We start from the raw sequence: 21,624 nt of genomic DNA, 5'->3' as shown, positions 1-21,624 counted from the left end.
TCCCAGCAGGCTGGACGGAGCCCGTCACCTGTCACGGCTGCGGTCCGGTCTATCTGTGGTCTGGCTGCCCCCCGCACGTCATCGCCTGCCCCTGGTGCCGCCACCGCAAGGCTGGCACCGCTATCCCGACCCCGCCCCCATCTCCCTCCCTTCAGGATGCCCACGAACATGGCAATCACGAACCCGCTTGACCCAAACGACGATCCCAACCAGGCCAAGAAGCAGGCCATCGCCAGCCCGTCGATCGGCGCCATGCCGCGGCCGACACTGGTGAAGCCAGCGGCCAAGCTCGGCGCCCCTGCCACCAAGCCGGCCATTGCTGCGCCCACCAGCACCGCGTCCGGCGAGACGGCCTACGCTGAGGGTGTCCGCAACTCCCTCGGTATGCGTGGTGTGCGCGCCTTGGGCGATGCCTTCCATGCGATGGAGGCCCGCCGCGACGCCAGCATGGCCAACATCGGAAAGGCGATGGAGCAGGCGCAGCCGCGTCCTGTTGCCGCGCCTGCCCCTCCCGCCGTCGCCCAGCCGCAGTTCCCCGGCGTCCGCTTCGCTGGTGTCGATCCGGAGCCTGCCGGCCTGTTCAAGACCCCTGCGAGCACGATCGCCAAACCGCCGCAAGGTGGGCAGGGCGGTGGTTCCGTGGCCACCCCCACGACACCCACGACCTTTCGCACGGGTGACGGCCGCACGGCCAACCTGCCGGCGGGGATCTCCATGCGCGTGGGTGCCAACGGCGTGCGCGAGTTCAGCGGCACGGGAGAGACGGTCGCAGCGGCGACGGCTGCAGCGGGCGGCAGGGCTCCAGTTGGGGTCACCACGCAGTCCGTTATCCCCGCGCCGACCTTCGCGCCGCTGGGACGCCCGCAGGTGGCTTCGACCTACGGCCTGTCGGTCAACGATCCGCGCATCGACGAGCAGCAGGCCGGCATCGCCCGGCCCAACGTCGCCGTCCGGGGCCCGGACGCGATGGCCGAGCAGTACAACTCCCGCGAGGATCGGGAGATCGTTCGTAAGCTCATCAGCGACAACGACTCGGCCCGCTTCCGGCAAGAGCTGGTGCAAGCCCACGGAGGTCGGGCAGGGCGTGCGGCGACCGCGGCATTGGGGGACATCGCGGGTCAGCAAGCGCAGCTTGCCTCGGCGCTGTCTGGCCAGTCGTCTGCCGCGGTGCAAGGCCGGGCAGGGCGTGACAACCAGTTCGACATCGCGAGCCTGCAGGAAGCAGGACAGACCAGCCGTGCGGATGGTGCCCGTGGATCTGCTGAACGCATCGCGGCCATGGAAGGCGCCACCGCGCGCGAAGGCTTCGCCGCCGAGATCGCCCGGCCCCGCTATGACCAGGACCGCGCCGGCAACATGATCCAGATTGCTGGCTCGATCGCGCGCCCGGTGCGCTACGAGGATGGTCGGGCGGTCCAGGGTCAGGTGGCCAAGGCCAACGGCGAGATCACCGCCGCCATGCAGTACCAAGCCTTGAACGACCAGCTCGACACGTTGATGCAGAGTCCGCCGATGGCGGGTGATGACGCAGCGAAGGCTGCCTATGACCAGCGCGTCGCTGTGCTCCAGCAGCAGATCAACCACCTGACCTCGGGTGCACCTGCAGGGATGACGCTTGTGGGCACCAAGGGCGGCAGGCCCGTTTACCGTGACCAAGCCGGCAATCTGCACGTCCAGGAACAGTGAGGTGGGCAGGTACTTCATCAACTCGCACAACACCAGCCTCGCCCTCGAGCGTGCCGAGGATGGCATTACGGTCAGCTTCTGGGTCGTGGCCGGCGGTGGAACATCCGGTGACGGCATCCTGGTGCTCATCGGCAACGTTCACATCGCGCAGTGCGAAATCACGAGGTCCGGGATGGACGCCTTCCCGGTGCTTGCACTCGACAACACGGTCGTGCCTTTCGAGGACTACGCGACAGCGCAGGAGGTGGCGGATCATCTCGGCCTGGTCATGCCCGTCACCCTCCCAGGCGAAGTCACCCATGCCGGCCGTGCCTGAGGCCCGCGCACCGTTGAAGCCGGACGGCTCCTTTCCAACCCGCCCCCGCCGGGTTGGTCCTAAGCGCATGCGAAAGCGCGATCGGCCGCTATGTGGCGCCAAGACTCGGAAGGGGTTTCCCTGCGTGCGCAAGGTCGTCCCCGGTAAGGCTCGCTGTCCGAACCACGGCGGGCTCTCGACTGGACCGAAAACGGCTGAGGGGAAGGCTAGGGCTGCAATGAACTTGCCGAGAAGCAGAGACGAGCCGGTGACATGACGGTGACGCGCGTGCGCGCGCATTCCTCATGGGCTTTGCGAAAACCACCACCAGCGGTCTCCGGGCACCGGTGTAACCTAACCCGAAGGCTGCGGTAGCCCGCAACCTCCGAGAGTTGGACCCGAACTGGCACGCGGGCACCGGAGCCTTCGTCTTTGGCTACTATCCACTTGTCGCCTTGGCCCCAGGGAAAAGGGGGCCGGCTTTGGCCGGTGACGCGCTGGGCCCGGCTCGCATCCAAAGAGTCACCCTCGCGGTCCGCCTCCTCTTGCTTATCGGGCAAGACCGACTGCGGATCGCGGGGGTTCCTTGTCTGGAGACGGCAATGTCTGAGCAGAACACCGAGGCTTACATTCGCGACCTGTTCAAGGTGCTGGCGCACAGAAAGGCGTTGGGTCTGTCTGATCGGATTCCCTGCCTGACGCCCTACATCGAGCCAGTGCCGGACACCATCAAGCCCGAGATCAGCGAGACGCCGTAGACTCCAAGGGCGCTAAGCCGACCCCTTCCCGTTCGTCACCGGCGAGAACGCAGCGCGTCGGCACCTCACGCCGTCGCAGCTCGCTCGTGCGGTTGCGGCTATGAAGCCGTTCGAGGAGCGCAAGGCGAGGGAGCGGCAGGTTGCGCTCGCAGGCAGTCGCAAATAGGACCTTGTCGCCGTTCGGCAACAAGGTGCCGACATTGGTAGGACGGTCGAAAAGCTCGCGGACAAGGCGGGGGTCGGCGCACGCACCGTCAGCCGCGCCATCACGGTGCGCGAGAAGGGCATCCCGGAACTCAACGAGAAGGTGGCGCCTTGTCCTTTTGATGGTGTAGGCATCATACGGACTGGAACGACCTACCTGACCGGCCCCGTTGGTTTCGGCTGGTAGGCAAGCCCGTCAATCGTGCCGGGGATGTCCTGCCGCGCGGTGCCACCCTTATGCTTCGCTCAGCAGGCGCATGGCGCCCTCTTTTGACATCTCTCCAACCTGTTGATTTGTGTACCACTAAGTGATATATTTAATACGGAGCTTTGATGGCCTTTTACAAGGTAAAAGCGTTTGGTCGCTTCGCTCGCCAGAACGGCATTCCAGACTCGGTGTTGTTCCAAGCAGCCCAAGAAGTATTGGATGGTAGCTATGAGGCTGACCTTGGTGGAGGCGTGTTTAAGAAGCGTGTCGCTAGAGACGGAGGTGGGAAATCCGGTGGCTACAGAACCTTTGTGACGCACAAAACCAGCGACCACCTGTTCTTCGTGTATGGATTCCCAAAGAGCCAGAGAGACAACATCGACGAGAAAGAGGAAAAGGCGCTCAAAAAGATGGCGAAGGAGTTTGGCAAGCTCACTCAGGCGCAAATTGAGGAGGCTATTGCCGCTGGCGAGATTTCGGAGATTGAAGATGACGATGAAGGTGTTGAAGAAGCCGAATGATGTGGCCATTAAGAAGGCTCGTCTCGGTCCGAAGGCCCGGCGAGCGAAGGTAACGATGGTTAAGGTCAAGGCGGTCAGGAAGAGCGCAAGCCCAATCTTGGCTTCCATTCACGAGACCATGTCTGGCTTGCATAAGGCGGGCGTGGTGAAGGTTGAAACCATGCGTGAATTTGACAAGCTTTGCCTGGAACCCGTGGTCAAATTTGCGGGAGCGCAAATTGCTGCCCTTCGGAAGCGTGAAAAGGTATCTCAGCCAGTTTTTGCCATGTACTTGAACGTCAGCAAGAGTAGCGTTGCGCAATGGGAGTCGGGGGAAAAGAATCCTGATGGCCCCGCACTCAAACTCTTGAATCTCGTACAGCGCAAGGGTTTAGAAGTGCTCGCTTGAGCGCGCCCTTCGCGTGTTGACGACTTAAATCTAGACGATGCCAATCTCCTCGCGAGGGTCGTACTGCTACTGGAACGGTTCCTCGCACCACTCTTGCGTGTAGAAGCGACGCATGGCGTCATTGAATACGCCCAGCATGTCTTTTTCTCGAATGTCGGCCAACTTCACTATAAGCGGGCAGCCAATCGCTCTAACCGGATCTTGAACCAGGGTGTCCTGTGACCTGACCAACGGAATCAGGAATGGCACAGCGCCGTTCGGCGAGTAGAGGTCGCATCTCAATGCGATCTTCGAAGGGGTCTTCATCCCAAAGAACTTGCGCTGGCAGTACTCCCAGACCTGAGCCCCCTGCACCTTGCCCCACAGCATCGCCTTCGAATCAAAGGCTCGCTGCATCCCACTGTCAGACGCAGCCTCGTTCGCGTTGGCTAGTTTGTCTTTTGCGATACGCATAGGCCCAGCAAACAGTGTGAGTAGTGGGATCGCACCGCTTGTGGCGAAGTCCGCCACCCCAGAGTGCGTATCAGCACTTGGCGTAACGATGAGATAGTTCTCATGAACCGAGATCGCAAGCTCATCTTTCAACCAAGCATATTCAGCAGGGATGAGAGGCCCTTTAGCCACGGAGGGAAGCATTCCCCACCACTTCAGCTTTGTCCTTCCGAAATGAGGTAAAGGAGAATCTATGGGAGCTGGCTCACCTTCAGAGGTTGCAGTAGAGCTGTCCGGATCGGATCTATGCCCGCACGAGGGGCAATAGCGGTGCGCAGCGAGAAGCTCGCTTCCGCAATTGTTGCATTCCATGTAGTTCCCCGTTGGCTGCGTTCGGATGGAAATTACGTAAAAAGGGGCCCATAGCGGACTGCCGCAAACACGCAGCGCACACTGGCCCAAACACAGACTCCGCGCGCCAATGCCGACAAGCGCCATGCCGTGAGTCTGATGCTCGCGGATGACGAGTGGCGCACATGGAGCAACGAGGAAATCGCGCGACGTGTGCATGTCAGCCCGCACACGGTCGCCGACATGAAATCCACCCTCACTCTGCAAACGCAGAGTGAGGAGCAGCCGTCACGCAAGTTCACCAACAAGCACGGGCAGACCGCCACGATGAACACCGAGAACATCGGTCGCGCCGCACTAGTGCGTGTGGCAGATGCAGGTGGCCGGGAATGGCACTACACTTTCTGAAGCCCCCACGTATGGCTGCACATGCCTATCGGGCATGGTTTCATCCCAGCGTGGGGGCTGCACCCCCAGCGCCCTGGCTTAGTTTCCGGGGATCCGGTTGGGGGATCTCTTCGGCATCGGCCGGCAGGCAAGCCCGCAATCGCCGCGGGAACGTCCTGCCGGGCGGGGCCGCCCAGCCTTACCGGACCCGCAGCAGCTCGCTCCATTTCGTCGTGTAGGAAGGCGAGAGGAACTTCAGCGTTGGGCGCCACTGCGCGTCCTTGGGCGTCCTGATCGGCTCGCCTGGACGACGGCCACCAACCCTCCAGCCCGTGGTGCCAACGCCTACGGTGCCGCGTCCGAACTTGGCGTTGATGCGGTCCATGACTTCCATGCCGCGTTCCCTGCGCTCATCTGGGCCGTGGAACAGGTCGGCTTGTCGCTGCTCGCTGCGAACAAGATCAGCGAGGCCGACGCCACCACGCTTGAAGAGCTGGTCGCGCTTCATCATCGTCTCGGACAGGAAGCGAACGGCGCGTAGCACCTCGCCCGTGTCGCGGGTCGGGAAGGGGAGGGGCACGGCGCGCGAGGCGTGGAACCCGTCGTCCTTGTGAGCGTTGCCGTCCAGCCAGACCCAAAGGGCGCCGGCGGCCAGGCCCCGGCCGCGCATCTTCTCGCACGCCACCGTTGCGAAGGTCGCCAGAGCATCGAATGGGTCAACCACGTCCCGGCCGAACATCCGCGAGACCACGATCTGCTTGCGGTCAGGCTCATCCAGCTCGAGGTCGCCGCATGGGATGCCACGTAGCTCTTGCTGTGTGCGTGCGAGCACTACCCCGTAGCGACTCCGAACTGCCTCCTCTGGCAACGCAGCTAGGTCGGCTGCCGTGTGGACGCCCTCCTTAGCGAGGCGAGCGGCATAGCGATGGCCCACTCCCCAGACATCCTCGACCGAAAGTTGGTGGATGTTCTCTGGCGTGGCGTGGAACACGGCGAGGCGTCCAGCACGGATGGCGCGCTTGGACTGATTCTTTGCGAGCTTGTTGCCCGCCTTGGCCAGCGTGCGCGTGATACCGAGCCCCACGCAGCAGGGGATCCCGACCCACTGGAGGATGCGTCGACGCGCTTCCAGGCAGAGCGCGACCGGATCCTTGATGCCCTCGACATCGACGAAGTTCTCGTCGATCGAGTAGACCTCCACCCGCGGGAACAGGTCGCGCAGGATCGTCACGATCCGGGCGGAGATATCGCCATACAACGCGAAGTTGGCCGAACGCACCTGCACCTGCCTGCGGATGTCGTCGGGCACCTGGAAGATCGGAGTGCCGATCTTGAGCCCCAGCGCCTTGGCCTCCGGCGACAGGGCGATGCAACACCCATCGCCATTCCCGAGCACGACCGCAGGCACGTCCCGTAGCGAGGCATCCCACGCCCGCTCGCACGAGACATAGAACGTGTTCCCGTCGATCAGGCCGAAGCGTGGTGCCGGCTCAGACATGGAAATGCACGTTGCTGCGCACGACACCCCAGACATCGAGCTCGATGTCGTCCGGGACGACGATGGCAGGATGCCCCTTGCTCGCCAGCAGAATGAACCGATTAGCGTGCACGGCGAGCCGCTTGACGGTGTACCCGCCTTCCCACAGCACCAGCACCGTATGCCCGGGCCGCGGGTTGATCGAACGGTCGACGATCAACAGATCACCGTCGTGGATGCCGTAGTCCACCATCGAGCCCCCGCAGTCGGCCCAGGCAAAGAAGGTGGCCGGCGGGTTGGCAATGAGCTTTTCGTTGAGATCGAGTCGGTCGTCTTCGCGGAAGAAGTCTTCCGCCGGACTAGGGAAGCCACACGCCGCACGCATGGCCAGCATGGGCAGCGAGCGGGCGGTGAAGACCCCGATGGGGCCGATCAAGGTAGGGGGGTCGGGTATGTGTCGGGCGAGCATGGCGGGTGATCCTGAAAGGCCCGCGACTCAAACGGTGAGACACGGGGAGAAGAGGCTACGCCCGGCCCCAATGCCTCGCCATTAGTATTTGACTGAACTGGGGCGTGGAACCTGCGATCACGCTTAGGAGGTTGTTGTTCCACGGCAGGGCCGTGGGAGAATCGGAAATCCCCTATCTGGCCCATCCGGGCCGCGTCCAGAGCCGGAAACCGCCCTTGCATGAATGCCGTAGAGATTGAACAGGCACTATCCGAACTAGCCGAGAAGGCGTTCGTGGGCGCGGAGTTCCCGTTCCAGTTCCTGGAAGCCTTCGGCAACAAGGCGACGACCATTGCGCGCCTGCGCAAGGGCGACAGCAACAACTCCGATCTGCCGGGCGGCGTGCTGCAGCGCAACCATATCCACATCGCCGTGGCCGAGCCGGGCCAGGTGGGGCAGACCCTCACCGCATTGAAGGCCAGCCCGAAGACCGCCCAGGCCAAGGCCAAGTTCATCCTGGCCACCGACGGGACGACGCTGGAAGCCGAGGAGCTGGCCACGGGCGACGCCATCGCCTGCGAGTTCCCCCAGTTTCCCGACCACTTCGGCTTCTTCCTGCCGCTGGCCGGCATCTCCACGATCAAGGAGATCAAGGACAACCCCATCGACGTTCGGGCGACGGGTCGCCTGAACAAGTTGTACATCGAGCTGCTGCGCGAGAACCCGGCATGGGCGACGTTCGAGCGCCGACCGGACATGAACCACTTCATGGCCCGCCTGGTGTTCTGCTTCTTCGCCGAAGACACCGACATCTTCCCCGGCGCCTCCTTGTTCACCACCACCGTGGACCGGATGAGCGAGCGAGACGGCTCCAACGTCCACGAGGTGCTGGAAACGATCTTCCGCGCCATGAACACCAAGACGGAAGACCGGGCTGCAGCCGGATTGCCGCGCTGGGCGACCGAGTTCCCTTACGTCAACGGCGGGCTGTTCTCCGGTAGCACCGACGTACCGAAGTTCACGCGCACGGCGCGCTCTTACCTGTACCAGGCCGGGCAATTGAACTGGAGGCAGATCAATCCCGACATCTTCGGGTCGATGATCCAGGCGGTGGCCGATGACGAAGAGCGCGGCGCCCTAGGCATGCACTACACCAGCGTGCCCAACATCTTGAAAGTGCTGAACCCGCTATTCCTGGATGACCTACGGGCACAACTGGAAGCCGCGGGCGACAACAAGATCAAGCTGCTGAACCTGCGCAAGCGCATGGCACACATCCGGGTGTTCGATCCGGCGTGCGGCAGCGGCAACTTCCTGGTTATCGCCTACAAGCAGATGCGCGAGATCGAAGCCCAGATCAACCGCCTCCGTGGCGAGGCCAATCTGGCATCGGAAATCCCGATCAACAACTTCCGCGGGATCGAGCTGCGCGACTTCCCTGCAGAGATTGCGCGTCTGGCGCTGATCATCGCGGAGTTCCAGTGCGATGTGATGTATCGCGGTCAGAAGGAAGCGCTGACGCATGTGCTCCCGTTGGATAGCCAGAACTGGATCACATGCGGAAATGCCTTGCGCCTGGATTGGCTGGCCATTTGTCCACCGACTGGCACGGGAGTGAAGCTGGTCGGCGATGACCTGTTCAATACGCCGCTGGACCAGTCGGAAATCGACTTCGAGAACGAGGGCGGCGAAACCTACATCTGCGGTAACCCTCCTTATCTTGGTTCAACGTGGCAGACGAAGGATCAAAAATCCGATATGGCCGCGGTGTTTGAAGGACGCGCAAAGAACTGGAAACTGCTTGACTATGTAGCTGGTTGGTTCATGAAGGCTGCGGAGTATGGAGGGCACACGCAGGCATCGGCAGCCTTCGTGGCTACGAACTCCATTTGCCAGGGCCAACAGGTGCCAATTCTATGGCCAGCGATCTACGCGACGGAGAGCCAGATTCAATTCGCCTACTCGTCATTCAAGTGGGCAAACCTGGCTAGCCACAATGCAGGGGTTACCGTTGTCATCGTTTGCATTTCGCGGGAGCCGCGGAGAATGAAGAGTCTTTTCTCTCCTGGGGAAAATGACTCATCCATCCTAAAAGAAGTTGAGAACATCAACGCCTATTTGGTTTCAGGGCCTAGTTACATCGTTGAGCCTGCGACGCGAAATAGTAATGGCTTTGCTGAAATGGTCCGCGGAAACACGGGATACGATGGCGGCCATTTGTATTTGACTCCTAGTCAACTGCGCGACTTAGAGCTTACGAAAGATCAGCGCGACCGCTTTGTTCGTCAAGTTTATGGGTCTGATGAGTTCATCAACGGTTCCATACGATTTTGTATTTGGATCGAGGACGAATACCTCGATGAGGCGTTAGCGATCCGTGGATTGGCGCAGCGTTTAGAGGCAGTTAGAGCGACAAGACTGAAAAGTCCTGATCCTGGTGCTCGGAAAATGGCAGCGAGACCGCACCAGTTTCGTGAAATGAATCAGTCAGAGAGTCACTTGCTTGTAGTGCCAAGAGTGAGTTCTGAGGGTCGCCCGTTTCTTCCGGTCGGTCTATTGCCAGCGCCGAACGTCATAAGTGATCGCAACTTTGCGCTCTATGATGCTCCGCTGTGGAACCTTGCCCTTATCGCTTCACGCTTGCACTGGGTTTGGGTGGGAACAGTTTGCGTGCGAATGCGAACCGATTTCTCGTATTCCAACACCCTCGGCTGGAACACTTTCCCGATCCCAACGCTGACCGAACAGAACAAGGCCGACCTGACGGCCTGCGCCCAGGAAATCCTGTTGGCCCGCGAAGCACATTTCCCGGCAACGATCGCCGACCTATACGACCCGGACACCATGCCGGACGACTTGCGCCGGGCGCACGAAAAGAACGATGAGACGCTGGAACGCATCTACATCGGCCGCAAGTTCAAGAACGATACCGAGCGGCTGGAAAAGCTGTTCGACCTCTACACCAAGATGACGGCGGGCCAGGCCAAGCCGAAGAAGGGGAAAGCGAAATGACTTCGGATGGCAACCCAACCGACACCAGGAAAATCCCGTCGGTCTCAATTGCGACGGCGCGCACGGGTGCGTCGAGCAAGATCAATGCCCTGGGCATGCGCCCCATGCAGGAGCGCGCCTACGCCAAACGTGGCGAGCAGTACCTGTTGATCAAGTCGCCGCCGGCATCGGGCAAGTCGCGCGCACTGATGTTCATTGCGCTGGACAAGTTGCAGAACCAGGGCTTGAAACAGGCCATCATCGTGGTGCCCGAGAAGTCCATCGGCGGCAGTTTCGCCGACGAGGAACTGTCCAAGTACGGGTTCTGGGCGGACTGGAAGGTTCAGCCGCAGTGGAACCTATGCAATGCGCCGGGCGACGACGAGGTGAAGGTCGATAAGAGCAAAGTGCGGGCCGTTGGACAGTTCCTGGGGAGCGAGGACAGGGTGTTGGTCTGTACGCACGCCACCTTTCGGTTCGCTGTGGAGGAGTACGGCATCGAGGCCTTCAATGACCGGTTGATTGCCGTGGACGAGTTCCACCATGTCAGCAGCAACCCGGACAACGTGTTGGGTAGCCAGCTCACGCAACTGATTGGCGCCGGTTCGGCCCACTTGGTGGCCATGACCGGCTCCTACTTCCGCGGCGATACGGTGGCGGTGCTGGCGCCGCAAGATGAAAACCGCTTCGAGACGGTGACGTACACCTACTACGAGCAGTTGAACGGTTATACCTACCTGAAATCGCTAGAAATCGGCTACTTCTTCTATACGGGCCGATATCTGGACGCGATCACCAAGGTGCTGGATCCGGCGTTGAAGACCATCGTCCACATCCCGAACGTCAACTCGCGCGAGAGCCTGCAAGACAAATACCGGGAAGTCGAGGAAATCCTGGAGTCGCTTGGTACGTGGAAGGGCGCCGATCCCGTCACGGGCTTCCACCTGGTGGAGCGGGCGGATGGCTCCATGTTGAAGGTGGCCGATCTGGTGGACGACAGCGACGCGACGAAGCGCGCGAAGGTGCTGAACTCGCTGAAAGACCCGACGCAGAAGAACAACCGCGATCACGTGGACATCATCATCGCGCTGGGGATGGCCAAGGAAGGGTTCGACTGGATCTGGTGCGAACACGCGCTGACCATCGGCTACCGCAGCAGTCTGACCGAGATCGTTCAGATCATTGGCCGCGCCACCCGTGATGCACCCGGCAAGGAGCGTTCGCGTTTCACCAACCTGATTGCCGAGCCTGCCGCAGGCGAGGCGGAAGTCGTGGCGGCTGTCAACGACACGTTGAAAGCCATTGCCGCAAGCCTGCTGATGGAGCAGGTGTTGGCGCCACGTTTCGAGTTCACGCCCAAGAACCAAGGCAAGCTCGAAGGCTTCGAGTACGAAGGCGGTTATGTCGAGGGCGGAAGCAACGTTGGTGTGAACGCAGCAACCGGCCAAGTCCACGTGGAGATTGGCGGACTGACCATGCCCGAGACCCACGAGGCCAAGCGGATCTGCAAGGAGGACTTGAACGAGGTCATCACCGCTTTCGTCCAGGACAAGACGGCCATCGAGAACGGCTTGTTCAATGACAACACCCTGCCCGAGGAACTGACACAGGTTCAGATGGGCAAGATCGTGCGCGATCGCTACCCCGAGTTGAGCGAGTCCGATCAGGAGGCTATCCGCCAACATGCCATCGCTGCGCTCAACCTCACTCAACAGGCCAAGCAAGTGCTGGCAAAGGCCGAAGCGGATGGAACGGCATCCGAACAGCAGGGTAATACCGCCCTGATCGATGGCGTACGCCGTTTCATCAATGTCCGTGACCTGGACATTGACCTGATTGACCGTATCAATCCGTTTGAGGCAGCGTATTCCGTGTTGGCCAAGGCCATGGACGAGAAGGTGTTGCGTCAGGTGCAGGCCAGCATTTCGGCCAAGCGCGTGAACATCCCGAAGGAAGAGGCGCGCGAATTGGCTAAGCGTGCGTTGGAGTTCAAGACTGAGAAGGGGCGCTTGCCCGACATCAATTCGCCTGATGCCTGGGAGAAGCGCATGGCCGAAGGCGTTGCCGCCCTGGCCAAGTATCGGGCCGACGAGAAAGCCAAAGAGGCCGCCAATGGCTGACCTGGATGACGATGACCTGCTGGATGCATTGGGCGTTGAGGCCGCGCCTAGTAAGGCAAGTACCCATACGGCGCAGCAAGAGCGGCTGATCGCCGGTTTCGAGGACATCCTGCACTTCGTGGAAGCCAATGGAAGGGCCCCTCAGCACGGCGAAGACCGCGACATCTTCGAGCGCATTTATGCCGTTCGCTTGGATCGCCTGCGCGGCATCCCGGATGCACGCGACCTGTTGGCCAACTTGGACACAGCAGGATTGCTCCAAGGCGCGGGCGCCGCCATTCCAGTCAACCTAGACGCGCTGGACGACGAGGCGCTGTTGGCCGAGTTGGGGGCGGAAGCACCAGCCGACGAGAATGACATCTCCCGGCTACGCCATGTGGCGTCCTATGCCGACCGCAAGGCCGCAGAGGAAATCGCCAACCGAACTCGATGCCAGGACTTCGAGCTTTTCCGGCCGAAGTTCGAGGAAGTGGAAATCGGCTTGAAGACTGGCAAGTGGATCACCAAACCGTTTGCCAAGGACGCCAGTATTGAATTGGGCGACTTCTTCATCATCGGTGGCCAGATCGCTTACGTTGCCAAAATCATGGATGGCGGTAAGACGAAGGACGGGCGCGACAACCCGCGCTTGCGCGTGATCTTCGACAACCAGACCGAAAGCGATCTGCTACTGCGTTCCTTGTCCCGCTCGCTTTATCCGGATGGCGACACGCCCGTAGGGCGCCGGATCATCAAGGTGGATGCAGGCCCGCTGTTCGGCGACACCATGGAGCCCGACGACATCGAAAGCGGCACCATCTATGTCCTGCAAAGCCAGTCAGATCACCCTTATGTGGTGGAGCATCGCGAGTTGATCCACAAGATCGGTGTGACGGGCATGAAGGTGGAAACCCGCATTGCCGGAGCGAAGGACGATGCGACCTATCTGCTTGCAGGCGTGACTATCGTGGCCACCTACAAGCTTGCGCATATCAATCGCACGAAGCTGGAAAACCTGTTCCACAAGATCTTCGGGCCCGCGCAGCTCGACCTGACCATTGAAGATCGGTTCGGCAAGCCGGTGAAGCCGCGCGAGTGGTTCTTTGTCCCGCTGGAAGCCATTGACGATGCTGTGAACCGTATCCGCGACGGCTCCATCACGAAGTATGTTTACGATCCGAAATCGGCGCGGCTGGTACCGGCCAAGGGATAACCCATGTGCTACTCCGCGGAATGCTGGTCCCTGTACGACGGCTACGTGCGCGAGTTCGGCGCAGACATCGACATCAAGGCGTTCTGGGAGCTGTACTTGGGGCGCGATGAGAAATACCGCATCCGAAAAAAGCTGTCCGATGGGACGAAGATCCCCAAGGGCATGGATCTGAACTTCCTGCGGCCCAAGACCGAGTTGGAGCGCAAGATTCAGGATCTGATCGGCGAATGGAACGGGCGCAAGCTCGCCGAGAGTGAGGAGGGGCTGGCCAAACAGGAAGCCCGGCTCGCCGCGGCCGAAGCCAAGCTCGCGGTCAAGGAAACCAAGACCGCGCTCAACGAGCAACGGATCGCCGGCAACAAGATCAAACAGATGCAGCGCTGGATCGAGGATGCCAAGCGCACCCGGCACGAACCCGCACGGGATGACTGCATCTTTCCCGACTGGTATGCGCCGGTGCTAATCCTCGAGGATGGTCGGAAGGTCATCCGCCCGATGCGCTATCACTGTCGCTTGGCTGGCTTGCCGGCACCCAGTGACTATGTGAAGGACGGCAGCATCTCAGGCACCTACAACGCTCGACGTGACAACCTCACCCGTTGGTGGCGCAACCAGTTCGGGCACACTCACGCCCTAATGCTGGCTGAAAGTTTCTACGAGAACGTGGATGACGGCCGGGGCGGAAGCAAGAAGATCCAGTTCCGTCCCCGCACCGGCGAGACGATGTACATCGCCTGCCTGTACTCACATTGGGTCGACCCGAAGGGCCAGGAACCGGATCTGTGGTCGTTCGCGGCCATCACCGACGAGCCAGAACCAGAAGTAGCCGCGGCAGGTCACGACCGCACAATCATCAATATCAAGCCTGAGCACGTCGATGCATGGCTGACGCCTAAAGGTAGGTCAGACGAAGAGTTATTCGCGATCTTCGACGACCGACGGCATCCGTTCTACGAGTTGGTCAAGGAGGCGGCATGACAATCGCTGAGCGTATGGCTGCGTTGGTCAATCGACTACCTAACCTGGCGGGGGCGCATCCGGAACTGAAGGACATCTGGCGCGTGGTCGATGATGAGATGGCCTCGATCCTTCCCCATATCGAAACTGAAAGCGACCAACGCGCCCTTGACGACCACTATCGCGAGCTAATGCAGAAAGCGGACTTGATGGGGCTGCTGCAGCCTGAGTAGTGGCGAAAAGGGCACGCTGGGCCTTGGGAAGGTATACGGGCTAGTTGCTCCGGCAAAGTAAGCGAAGCATCCAAGCAGCTTTGAGATCGCCACTTGCGGTTGCGACACGCAGGGCGGCCAGCAGGGCTTCGGGAGACATAGCAGGGGCTCACATGGATTGGTTGCGGGAAGGATCGGCTACCAGAGGGATTAGGGGCATCGGCAAAGCCCAGATCCTCGAGTAGGGGAATGCCTACCCCAAGGCCAGGCGGGCATCCATTCCGGGATCAGCTTTCCGTACCCGCGTCCGTACAAAGAAAAAGGGCGCCCCGAGAGGCACCCTAAGTCTTTGTTTCTACTGCATTGTATGGTGGAGATGGGGGGAATCGAACCCCCGTCCGAAGGCACTCCATGCCCGGCACTACATGCTTAGCCCGTTGTTTGGTCTCGGATGCCGGCAACACAACGTGCGAAGCACGCCGTCATCCATACCCGCTGTGTTTCGGCGCCGGTTGGCGGGTCGCCGCCGGTGCCTATTCCCTTGATAATGACCCTACATCCACGAGCAAGGGCACAAGTGGGTTCGGGGCTTACGCCTTAAGCGGCGAGAGCGTAGACGTCGTCGTTGGCGTCTGGGTTTTTGCAGCTGGATTAACGAGGAAAGCCACCCCCTCGGCATGCGCCGTGCGATTTCGCGACCCCCGTCGAAGCCAGTGCACCCCCGGGAATGTCGATATCACCGACCGATCCAGTATAGGGCCGGATGCGCCGTTCACAAGGGCGATGCGGAGCGCAGGCCGGGCAGCGGTTATCCTTCGATGATGGCGCAAGGCACGGACGCTCCGCATTCCCCGGACGATCGCACGCCGGCGGCCGGCTTGCGCTGGCGGCTGGGCTATCCGTTCGCGATCCTGGTGCTGCTGGTGTCGCTGGGCCTGGTGTTCAGTGCCTGGAACAACGCGCGCGAACGCGAGTTGGAGCTCGCCGAGTCGCAATTCCACAGCACGGTCGGCAAGCTTGCGTCGCTGGTGCAATTGCGCCTGACCAGCTTCGACATCACCCTGCGCGGCGGGGCGTCGTTGTTCGCCGCGTTGAAATGGCCGTCGCCGGAGCACTGGCGCAGTTACACCGACGGCCTGGCCTTGCAAGGCCGCTTTCCCTCGTTGGCCGGGCTCGGCTTCGCGGCCTATGCCGACCCGTCCAAGCTGGCCAGGCTGCAGTTGCTGATACGCGACACCGGCAACGGCCGCTTCAACGTGCATCCGCACGGCCTGCGCCCGCAGTACGGCCCGATCGTCTACCTGGAGCCGCACACCGCGGAAAACCTGCGCGCGGTGGGCTACGACATGTATTCCGAGCCGGTGCGCCAGGCCGCGATGCGCGCCGCCATGGACAACGGCCAGACCCGGATGACCGGCATGGTGCATCTGGTCCAGGATGGCGGGCGCGAGATCCCCGGCCTGCTGCTGTATACCCCGGTCTACGACACCAGCCTGCCTCCGGGCAACGCGATCCAGCGCAGGCAGGCGATGAAGGGCTGGGTGTACGCGCCGTTCCACGTCGACACCATGCTGCAGGCCGCCGTCGAACCCGCCAAGGGCAACGAACGCATGCGGGTGGTGGACGTGACCGATCCGGCGCAGGTCGTGCTGTATGCGGATCCCGCGATCGGCGAGGTCAACACCTTCACCCACAGCCTGCAGCTGTCGTTCTACGGGCGCCGCTGGCGCTTCGATTTCTTCTCCGGCCCGGAAAGGACCGCGGCGCCGCAACTCGCGACCATCAACAAACTGCTGGTCGCCGGGATCGGCGCCTCGTTGCTGCTGTTCGCGCTGGCCTGGATGCTGGCCTCGACCGAAGCGCGCGCGCAGCGCATCGCGCGGGACATGACCGCCTCCTATCGCCGCAGCGAGCAGCGGTTCCGCAATTCGATGCGCTATTCGGGGATCGGCAAGGCCCTGCTCGATGCGCGCGGCAACATCGTCGAGGTCAATCCCTCGTTCACCACGATCGTCGGCCGCGAAGCGCAGGACCTAGTCGGGCAACCGTTGGCGGACTTGCTGGACACGGTCGACAGCGAACCGCTGCGCACGGCGCAGATGAACCCGGTGCTCGACGAGCAGGGCGGGGTGGTGCGCACCACCCGCACCCTGCGCCGCCGCGACGGCGACGTGCGCCACGTGCAACTCACCTTCGCGCCGGTGCCGAACGACCCCGGCAACGACGTCGTGCGCCTCGTGCAGGTCGACGACGTCAGCGAACGGGTGCGCGCGGAAAGCGCGGTGCAGGCGCTGAACCGGACCCTGGAAGCGCGGGTCGCGGCGCGCACGCGCGAGCTCAGCGAGGCCAACCGCGAGCTGGAATCCTTCGCCTACAGCGTCTCGCACGACCTGCGCGCGCCGCTGCGGGCGATCGAGGGCTTCAGCCGCATCCTCGGCGAACGCCATGCCGGTGCGCTGGACCAGACCGGGCGCGACTACCTCGAACGCGTGCGCAAGGCCACCGGCCGGATGGGCGAGCTGATCGACGCGCTGCTGAAGCTCTCGCGGATCGGCCGCAGCGGGCTCAACCTGGAGGACGTCGACTTCAGCGCCCTGGCCGAGGAAGTCGGTGCCGGGCTGGCGGATGCCAACCCGGAGCGCAAGGTCGAGCTGCGCGTGCAGCCCGGCATGCGCGCGCGCGGCGACCGCGCGCTGCTGCTGACCCTGCTCGACAACCTGATGGGCAATGCCTGGAAGTTCACCGGCAACACGCCGGCAGCGCGGCTCGAAGTCGGCATGGAAATGGATGCGCAGGGCTCGGCGGAATTCTTCGTGCGCGACAACGGCGCAGGCTTCGATGCCGGTTACGCGGACAAGCTGTTCCGTCCGTTCCAGCGCCTGCACAGCCAGGACGAATTCCCCGGCCACGGCATCGGCCTGGCGTCGGTCAAGCGCATCATCGAACGCCACGGCGGGCAGATCGCCGCATCCGGTTCGCCGGGGCAGGGGGCCACCTTCCGTTTCAAGCTCGGCGAGCCGGTCGATCCCGCCAGCGACGCGGGCTGATCGCCGGGCCGCCGCTTCCGGCGTTTCCGCCGCCCCCGCACCGGTGGCGCGAATCGGCGATGGCGGCATGGCGTGCCGGGTCTTCCGGCGTCGCCGGGAGACTCACGCGTCCTTGTTGTGCCGGCGCATCACCCGTTGCTTCTCGCGGTTCCAGTCGCGCTCCTTGCTGGCCTCGCGCTTGTCGTGGCTCTGCTTGCCGCGCGCCAGCGCCAGTTCCATCTTCACCTTGTTGCCCTTCCAGTACAGCGCGGTCGGGATCAGGGTGAAGCCGTCGCGCTGCACGCGGCCGACCAGCACGTCGATCTCGCGACGGTGCAGCAGCAGCTTGCGGGTGCGGCGGTCGTTGGCGACGACATGGGTCGAGGCCTGGATCAGCGGGGTGATCTGCGAGCCGACCAGGAACAGTTCGCCCTGCAGCACCACCGCATAGGCGTCGACGATGTTGGCGCGCCCGGCGCGGATCGACTTCAGCTCCCAGCCCTGCAGGGCCATGCCCGCCTCGTACTTCTCCTCGAAGTGGTACTCGTGGCGCGCGCGCTTGTTGAGGGCGATGGTGCCGCCGCCGTTTGGCTTATCCTTGCCGGTCTTCTTGTTCATCGCGCGCATTGTCGCCGATCGACGTTGCCTGTTGGAGCCGCGATGCCCGAAATCGTCCGCAGTGCCCTGGTCGAACATTCCGCCGCGCGGATGTTCGCGCTGGTCAACGACATCGCCGCCTATCCGCGGCGCTTCGACTGGTGCCGGGCCGCCGAGCTGCTGGAGCAGGGCGAGGATCGGATCGTCGCCCGCCTCGACCTCGGCATCGGCGGCTTCCACACCTGGTTCACCACCGAGAACACCCTGGCGCCGCCGCACCACATCGACATGGCCCTGCGCGACGGCCCGTTCAAGCGCCTGTCCGGCCGCTGGCAGTTCCACGCGCTCGACGAATCCGCCTGCAAGGTCAGCCTGAAGCTCGACTTCGAGCCGCAGAACCGCTTGCTGGGCCCGGCGCTGGCGCTGGGCATGCAGGGACTGGCCGATCGCATGGTCGACGATTTCGTCCGCGAGGCGGACCGCGGCGGCGGCGCGGCATGATCCGGATCGAGCTGGTGCGCGCCTGGCCGCAACGGCACCAGTCGATGTCGATCGAACTGGCGGACGGCGCGACCGTCGCCGATGCGCTGGACGCGGGCGGCTGGCGGCTGGACGCGGAGTTCGTCGGGCTGGCGGTGTTCGGCCAGGCCGCCACGCCGGCGACCGTGCTGCACGCGGGCGACCGCATCGAACTGCTGCGCGGCCTGCGACTGGATCCGAAACAGGCGCGCCGGCTGCGGGCCGCGCGCGCCAAGGGCAAGCCCTGAAAGACCGGCCTCAGCGGCGGCCCTTCTTGCCCTTGTCCTTGTCCTTGGCCAGGTTGCCGAACTTGGCCATCGTCTTGGCCAGCTCCGAGTCTTCCTCGGGGAAGTATTCGCCTTCCCACTTCGACAGCGCTTCGTTCTCGAAGTACAGGGTCATGTTCTTGACTTCGGTCGGGCCGCTGCGGCCGGTACGGCGGCTGGCGACATAGTCCCAGCGGTCGTGGTGGAACGGATCGCGGATCGAGGGCGTGCCGAGCAGGGTCATCACCTGGCGCTTGTCCATGCCCTGCTGCAACTGGTCCACCGCGGCCTTGTCGAGCAGGTTGCCCTGGTAGATCGGCTGCCGGTACAGCACGCCGCAACCGCTGGCGAACATGACGATCAGGACGAGAGCAACGAGCTTGCTCAAAACGGGCTTGCGCATCGGCAGGAGAGGGCAGTGAACGGTGGCGCCGATGATACACTGAAGCCCTCGCGGCACAGTGCCTGCGGCCGCCCAGCCGGCTCGCGTTCATGTGCTGTTGCATGCATGGAGCGCCAATGGAATCGCAGGACCTGCGCAAGGCCGGACTGAAGGTGACCCATCCGCGGATGCGGATCCTGGAACTGCTGGAGCAGACCCGGCCGCGGCACATGACCGCGGAAGACATCTACAGGCAGCTGCTCGGCGACGGCGAGGAAATCGGCCTGGCCACGATCTACCGGGTGCTGACCCAGTTCGAATCCGCCGGGCTGGTGCTCAAGCACAACTTCGAGGGCGGCCATGCGGTCTACGAACTCGACCGCGGCGAGCACCACGACCACATGGTCGACGTCGACAGCGGCAAGGTGATCGAGTTCCACAGCGACGAGATCGAGGCCCTGCAGCAGAAGATCGCCGCCCAGCACGGCTACGTGATCGAGGACCACGCGCTGGTGCTGTACGTGCGCAAGAAGCGCTAGAGCCCGAGCAGCCGCTTCGCCGCGGCCTGCGCTTCCCTGGTCACCTGCGCGCCGCCCAGCATCCGGGCGATTTCGCCGATGCGGCCGGCCGCATCCAGCACTTCCACCGACGACTGGGTGATGCCGTCCCGCGCGGCCTTGCTGACCCGGTACTGCGCATGCCCCGCCGCGGCGACCTGCGGCTGGTGGGTCACGCACAGCACCTGGCGTGTATCGCCGAGCGCGCGCAGCTTGGCGCCGACCGCCGCGGCGACCGCGCCGCCGATGCCGGAATCGACCTCGTCGAACACCATCGTCGGCACCGCATCCAGGCCCAGCGTGGCCACTTCGATCGCCAGCGAGAGGCGTGAAAGCTCGCCGCCGGAAGCCACCTTGCGCAACGGCCGCGGCAACTGGCCGGCATTCGCCGAGACCAGGAAATCCGCGCGTTCGGCGCCATTGGCATCCGGCGCGTGCGGGTCGGCGGTCGCTTCCAGCGCCACCTCGATCCGGCCGCCCTCCATGCCGAGTTCGGCGATCAGGGTTTCGACCGCCTGCGCCAGCGCATCGCCGGCCCTGCGGCGCGATGCGCCGAGCCGCGTGGCCGCGGCGTCCCAGTCGGACAGGGCCGAGGCGATGTCGCGGTCGAGGCGTTGCAGGCGCTGATCCGCATCGGCCAGCGATTCCAGTTCCAGCGCCAGCGCATCGCGGTGCGCGGCCAGCCTGTCCGGCGCGACCCGGTGCTTGCGCGCCAGGTCCTGCACGCGCACCAGCCGCTGCTCGATCTCCTGCAGCGCCTCGGGGTCCAGGTCCAGGTCGCCGCGGATGCGTTCGAGCAGGCCGAGCGCCTCGTCCAGCTGGATCGCGGCCGAATCCAGCATCGCGTCCACTTCGTCCAGGCGCGGTTCGTTGCCGGCTTCGCGCTGCAGGCCGGCACGCAACCGCTGCAGTTGCGGCGCCAGCGCCTCGTCGCCGCCGAGGCGCTGCAGCGCCTGCTCGCAGGCGGCGATCAGCGAGGCCGCGTGCGCATGCCGGCGATGGCTGGCATCGAGTTCCGCAAGCGCCCCGGGCTCCAGCGTCTCCGCCTGCAGTTCGTCCAGCTGGTGCGCCAGCCAGGCCTTGCGCTCGGTCACGTCGCCGCGGGCGAGCAGGGCATCGCGTTCGTCGCGCAATCCGCGCCAGCGGAGCGCGGATTCGCGCGTGGCCGCAAGCAGCGCCGGGTGTTGCGCATAGGCGTCCAGCAATTGCGTCTGGGTGGCGCGCGACAGCAGCGCCTGTTGTTCGTGCTGGCCGTGGATTTCCACCAGCAGCGCGGCAAGCTCGGCCAGTTGACCGATGCTCGCCGCACGCCCGTTGATCCAGGCGCGCGAGCCGCCGTCCGCGCGCAGGGTGCGGCGCAGCTGGCAGTCATCGCCATCGTCGAGTTCGGCTTCGCGCAGCCAGTCGCGCGCCGCCGGGCAATCGGCCAGCGAAAAGCCGGCTTCCAGTTCCGCGCGCTCGGCGCCGTGGCGCACCGCGCCGGCATCCGCGCGCGCGCCGCAAAGGAAGCCCAGCGCATCCACCAGCAGCGACTTGCCGGCGCCGGTCTCGCCGGAAATCACGGTCAGGCCCGCGCCGAATTCCAGCTCGGCATGGGCAACCACGGCGAAATCGCGGATGGACAGGCGGCTCAGCATCGGCGCGCATTGT

The 21,624-nt window shown here is 63.5% G+C and carries 22 protein-coding genes and 1 other RNA gene; 16 read left to right on the top strand and 7 right to left on the bottom strand.

Features of this window, described 5'->3' with window-relative positions; translation table 11 throughout:
• Positions 1-168: 168 nt before the first annotated feature.
• From FHQ07_RS01145 to FHQ07_RS01125, 6 genes are all read left to right on the top strand, one after another.
• On the top strand, positions 169-1,686 hold the full coding sequence (locus tag FHQ07_RS01145) for a hypothetical protein (RefSeq protein ID WP_139714927.1): 1,518 nt from the start codon (positions 169-171) through the stop codon (positions 1,684-1,686).
• 1 nt (position 1,687) lies between these two features.
• Positions 1,688-2,002 carry a hypothetical protein gene (locus FHQ07_RS01140; RefSeq protein WP_139714926.1) on the top strand — a complete coding sequence of 105 codons (315 nt, stop codon included), beginning with the start codon at positions 1,688-1,690 and terminating at the stop codon, positions 2,000-2,002.
• Complete coding sequence (locus FHQ07_RS14695) at positions 1,986-2,258, top strand: HGGxSTG domain-containing protein (RefSeq protein ID WP_425476930.1); 273 nt, start codon at positions 1,986-1,988, stop codon at positions 2,256-2,258. The genes FHQ07_RS01140 and FHQ07_RS14695 overlap by 17 nt, the downstream gene beginning before the upstream one ends.
• Before the next feature lie 325 nt (positions 2,259-2,583).
• The gene (locus FHQ07_RS14245) at positions 2,584-2,739 is read left to right on the top strand and encodes a hypothetical protein (protein ID WP_168191427.1); all 156 of its coding nucleotides are present in this window, start codon (positions 2,584-2,586) and stop codon (positions 2,737-2,739) included.
• Positions 2,740-3,276: 537 nt separating this feature from the next.
• Positions 3,277-3,672 carry a type II toxin-antitoxin system RelE/ParE family toxin gene (locus tag FHQ07_RS01130; protein ID WP_139714923.1) on the top strand — a complete coding sequence of 132 codons (396 nt, stop codon included), beginning with the start codon at positions 3,277-3,279 and terminating at the stop codon, positions 3,670-3,672.
• Positions 3,641-4,060, top strand: a complete 420-nt coding sequence (locus FHQ07_RS01125; protein WP_240703521.1) for a helix-turn-helix domain-containing protein — start codon at positions 3,641-3,643, stop codon at positions 4,058-4,060. The genes FHQ07_RS01130 and FHQ07_RS01125 overlap by 32 nt, the downstream gene beginning before the upstream one ends.
• Positions 4,061-4,126: 66 nt before the next feature.
• Here the strand turns inward: FHQ07_RS01125 and FHQ07_RS01120 are convergent, their stop codons facing one another.
• Positions 4,127-4,645, bottom strand: a complete 519-nt coding sequence (locus tag FHQ07_RS01120; RefSeq protein WP_139714921.1) for a hypothetical protein — start codon at positions 4,643-4,645, stop codon at positions 4,127-4,129.
• A 348-nt stretch (positions 4,646-4,993) separates the two neighbouring features.
• Here FHQ07_RS01120 and FHQ07_RS01115 point away from each other — a divergent pair, with 348 nt between their 5' ends.
• Positions 4,994-5,251: a hypothetical protein gene (locus tag FHQ07_RS01115; protein ID WP_139714919.1), complete on the top strand. Its 258-nt coding sequence runs from the start codon at positions 4,994-4,996 to the stop codon at positions 5,249-5,251.
• Between the two features lie 178 nt (positions 5,252-5,429).
• Here the strand turns inward: FHQ07_RS01115 and FHQ07_RS01110 are convergent, their stop codons facing one another.
• Both FHQ07_RS01110 and FHQ07_RS01105 read right to left on the bottom strand, forming a co-directional pair.
• Positions 5,430-6,728, bottom strand: coding sequence for a Y-family DNA polymerase (locus FHQ07_RS01110; RefSeq protein ID WP_139714917.1), 1,299 nt, complete (start codon positions 6,726-6,728; stop codon positions 5,430-5,432).
• Positions 6,721-7,176, bottom strand: a complete 456-nt coding sequence (locus FHQ07_RS01105) for a LexA family protein (protein WP_139714915.1) — start codon at positions 7,174-7,176, stop codon at positions 6,721-6,723. Before FHQ07_RS01105 ends, FHQ07_RS01110 begins: the two co-directional genes overlap by 8 nt.
• Positions 7,177-7,395: 219 nt before the next feature.
• Between FHQ07_RS01105 and FHQ07_RS01100 the strand changes: the two genes are divergently transcribed.
• Genes FHQ07_RS01100 through FHQ07_RS01080 form a run of 5 tightly spaced genes read left to right on the top strand, consistent with a single transcriptional unit; the run spans position 7,396 to position 14,648 of the window.
• Entirely contained in the window at positions 7,396-10,167 is a 2,772-nt protein-coding gene (locus FHQ07_RS01100) for a class I SAM-dependent DNA methyltransferase (protein ID WP_139714913.1), read from the top strand.
• On the top strand, positions 10,164-12,266 hold the full coding sequence (locus tag FHQ07_RS01095; RefSeq protein WP_139714911.1) for a DEAD/DEAH box helicase: 2,103 nt from the start codon (positions 10,164-10,166) through the stop codon (positions 12,264-12,266). Before FHQ07_RS01100 ends, FHQ07_RS01095 begins: the two co-directional genes overlap by 4 nt.
• Positions 12,259-13,458: a GIY-YIG nuclease family protein gene (locus FHQ07_RS01090; protein ID WP_139714909.1), complete on the top strand. Its 1,200-nt coding sequence runs from the start codon at positions 12,259-12,261 to the stop codon at positions 13,456-13,458. Before FHQ07_RS01095 ends, FHQ07_RS01090 begins: the two co-directional genes overlap by 8 nt.
• Positions 13,459-13,461: 3 nt before the next feature.
• Positions 13,462-14,436, top strand: a complete 975-nt coding sequence (locus FHQ07_RS01085) for an SOS response-associated peptidase family protein (RefSeq protein ID WP_139714908.1) — start codon at positions 13,462-13,464, stop codon at positions 14,434-14,436.
• Positions 14,433-14,648 carry a hypothetical protein gene (locus tag FHQ07_RS01080; RefSeq protein ID WP_139714906.1) on the top strand — a complete coding sequence of 72 codons (216 nt, stop codon included), beginning with the start codon at positions 14,433-14,435 and terminating at the stop codon, positions 14,646-14,648. The genes FHQ07_RS01085 and FHQ07_RS01080 overlap by 4 nt, the downstream gene beginning before the upstream one ends.
• A gap of 347 nt (positions 14,649-14,995) precedes the next feature.
• Here the strand turns inward: FHQ07_RS01080 and ssrA are convergent.
• Positions 14,996-15,350: a transfer-messenger RNA gene (gene ssrA / locus FHQ07_RS01075) on the bottom strand.
• A gap of 98 nt (positions 15,351-15,448) precedes the next feature.
• Between ssrA and FHQ07_RS01070 the strand changes: the two genes are divergently transcribed.
• On the top strand, positions 15,449-17,674 hold the full coding sequence (locus FHQ07_RS01070; protein ID WP_168191426.1) for a CHASE domain-containing protein: 2,226 nt from the start codon (positions 15,449-15,451) through the stop codon (positions 17,672-17,674).
• Positions 17,675-17,776: 102 nt separating this feature from the next.
• On the opposite strand, the gene smpB is transcribed toward FHQ07_RS01070, so the two are convergent.
• The gene (gene smpB, locus FHQ07_RS01065) at positions 17,777-18,271 is read right to left on the bottom strand and encodes an SsrA-binding protein SmpB (RefSeq protein ID WP_139714904.1); all 495 of its coding nucleotides are present in this window, start codon (positions 18,269-18,271) and stop codon (positions 17,777-17,779) included.
• Between the two features lie 42 nt (positions 18,272-18,313).
• On the opposite strand from smpB, the gene FHQ07_RS01060 reads away from it, so the two are divergent.
• Both FHQ07_RS01060 and FHQ07_RS01055 read left to right on the top strand, forming a co-directional pair.
• Positions 18,314-18,751, top strand: a complete 438-nt coding sequence (locus tag FHQ07_RS01060) for a type II toxin-antitoxin system RatA family toxin (RefSeq protein ID WP_139714902.1) — start codon at positions 18,314-18,316, stop codon at positions 18,749-18,751.
• Complete coding sequence (locus FHQ07_RS01055) at positions 18,748-19,017, top strand: RnfH family protein (protein WP_206202327.1); 270 nt, start codon at positions 18,748-18,750, stop codon at positions 19,015-19,017. The genes FHQ07_RS01060 and FHQ07_RS01055 overlap by 4 nt, the downstream gene beginning before the upstream one ends.
• A gap of 10 nt (positions 19,018-19,027) precedes the next feature.
• On the opposite strand, the gene FHQ07_RS01050 is transcribed toward FHQ07_RS01055, so the two are convergent.
• A complete protein-coding gene (locus FHQ07_RS01050) occupies positions 19,028-19,438 on the bottom strand; it encodes an outer membrane protein assembly factor BamE (RefSeq protein ID WP_168191425.1) in 411 nt (136 codons plus the stop codon).
• 116 nt (positions 19,439-19,554) lie between these two features.
• Between FHQ07_RS01050 and fur the strand changes: the two genes are divergently transcribed.
• A complete protein-coding gene (fur, locus tag FHQ07_RS01045; RefSeq protein ID WP_168191424.1) occupies positions 19,555-19,956 on the top strand; it encodes a ferric iron uptake transcriptional regulator in 402 nt (133 codons plus the stop codon).
• Here the strand turns inward: fur and recN are convergent.
• Positions 19,953-21,611, bottom strand: coding sequence for a DNA repair protein RecN (gene recN / locus FHQ07_RS01040; protein WP_139714899.1), 1,659 nt, complete (start codon positions 21,609-21,611; stop codon positions 19,953-19,955). The genes fur and recN overlap by 4 nt on opposite strands.
• Between the last annotated feature and the right edge of the window lie 13 nt (positions 21,612-21,624).

Origin of the sequence: Thermomonas aquatica, assembly GCF_006337105.1 — a bacterium.
Taxonomy (GTDB): domain Bacteria; phylum Pseudomonadota; class Gammaproteobacteria; order Xanthomonadales; family Xanthomonadaceae; genus Thermomonas; species Thermomonas aquatica.
Note: the sequence above shows the minus strand (reverse complement) of the source record. Positions and strands in the feature narration are given on the sequence as shown.

Excerpts from the sequence above, each read along its gene's own strand:
- FHQ07_RS01145 (WP_139714927.1), top strand. The coding sequence starts at position 169 with ATGGCAATCACGAACCCGCTTGACCCAAACGACGATCCCAACCAGGCC.
- FHQ07_RS14695 (WP_425476930.1), top strand. The coding sequence starts at position 1,986 with ATGCCGGCCGTGCCTGAGGCCCGCGCACCGTTGAAGCCGGACGGCTCC.
- FHQ07_RS14245 (WP_168191427.1), top strand. The coding sequence starts at position 2,584 with ATGTCTGAGCAGAACACCGAGGCTTACATTCGCGACCTGTTCAAGGTG.
- FHQ07_RS01130 (WP_139714923.1), top strand. The coding sequence starts at position 3,277 with ATGGCCTTTTACAAGGTAAAAGCGTTTGGTCGCTTCGCTCGCCAGAAC.
- FHQ07_RS01125 (WP_240703521.1), top strand. The coding sequence starts at position 3,641 with ATGACGATGAAGGTGTTGAAGAAGCCGAATGATGTGGCCATTAAGAAG.
- FHQ07_RS01110 (WP_139714917.1), bottom strand. The coding sequence starts at position 6,728 with ATGTCTGAGCCGGCACCACGCTTCGGCCTGATCGACGGGAACACGTTC.
- FHQ07_RS01105 (WP_139714915.1), bottom strand. The coding sequence starts at position 7,176 with ATGCTCGCCCGACACATACCCGACCCCCCTACCTTGATCGGCCCCATC.
- FHQ07_RS01100 (WP_139714913.1), top strand. The coding sequence starts at position 7,396 with ATGAATGCCGTAGAGATTGAACAGGCACTATCCGAACTAGCCGAGAAG.
- FHQ07_RS01095 (WP_139714911.1), top strand. The coding sequence starts at position 10,164 with ATGACTTCGGATGGCAACCCAACCGACACCAGGAAAATCCCGTCGGTC.
- FHQ07_RS01090 (WP_139714909.1), top strand. The coding sequence starts at position 12,259 with ATGGCTGACCTGGATGACGATGACCTGCTGGATGCATTGGGCGTTGAG.
- FHQ07_RS01085 (WP_139714908.1), top strand. The coding sequence starts at position 13,462 with ATGTGCTACTCCGCGGAATGCTGGTCCCTGTACGACGGCTACGTGCGC.
- FHQ07_RS01080 (WP_139714906.1), top strand. The coding sequence starts at position 14,433 with ATGACAATCGCTGAGCGTATGGCTGCGTTGGTCAATCGACTACCTAAC.
- FHQ07_RS01070 (WP_168191426.1), top strand. The coding sequence starts at position 15,449 with ATGGCGCAAGGCACGGACGCTCCGCATTCCCCGGACGATCGCACGCCG.
- smpB (WP_139714904.1), bottom strand. The coding sequence starts at position 18,271 with ATGAACAAGAAGACCGGCAAGGATAAGCCAAACGGCGGCGGCACCATC.
- FHQ07_RS01060 (WP_139714902.1), top strand. The coding sequence starts at position 18,314 with ATGCCCGAAATCGTCCGCAGTGCCCTGGTCGAACATTCCGCCGCGCGG.
- FHQ07_RS01055 (WP_206202327.1), top strand. The coding sequence starts at position 18,748 with ATGATCCGGATCGAGCTGGTGCGCGCCTGGCCGCAACGGCACCAGTCG.
- FHQ07_RS01050 (WP_168191425.1), bottom strand. The coding sequence starts at position 19,438 with ATGCGCAAGCCCGTTTTGAGCAAGCTCGTTGCTCTCGTCCTGATCGTC.
- fur (WP_168191424.1), top strand. The coding sequence starts at position 19,555 with ATGGAATCGCAGGACCTGCGCAAGGCCGGACTGAAGGTGACCCATCCG.
- recN (WP_139714899.1), bottom strand. The coding sequence starts at position 21,611 with ATGCTGAGCCGCCTGTCCATCCGCGATTTCGCCGTGGTTGCCCATGCC.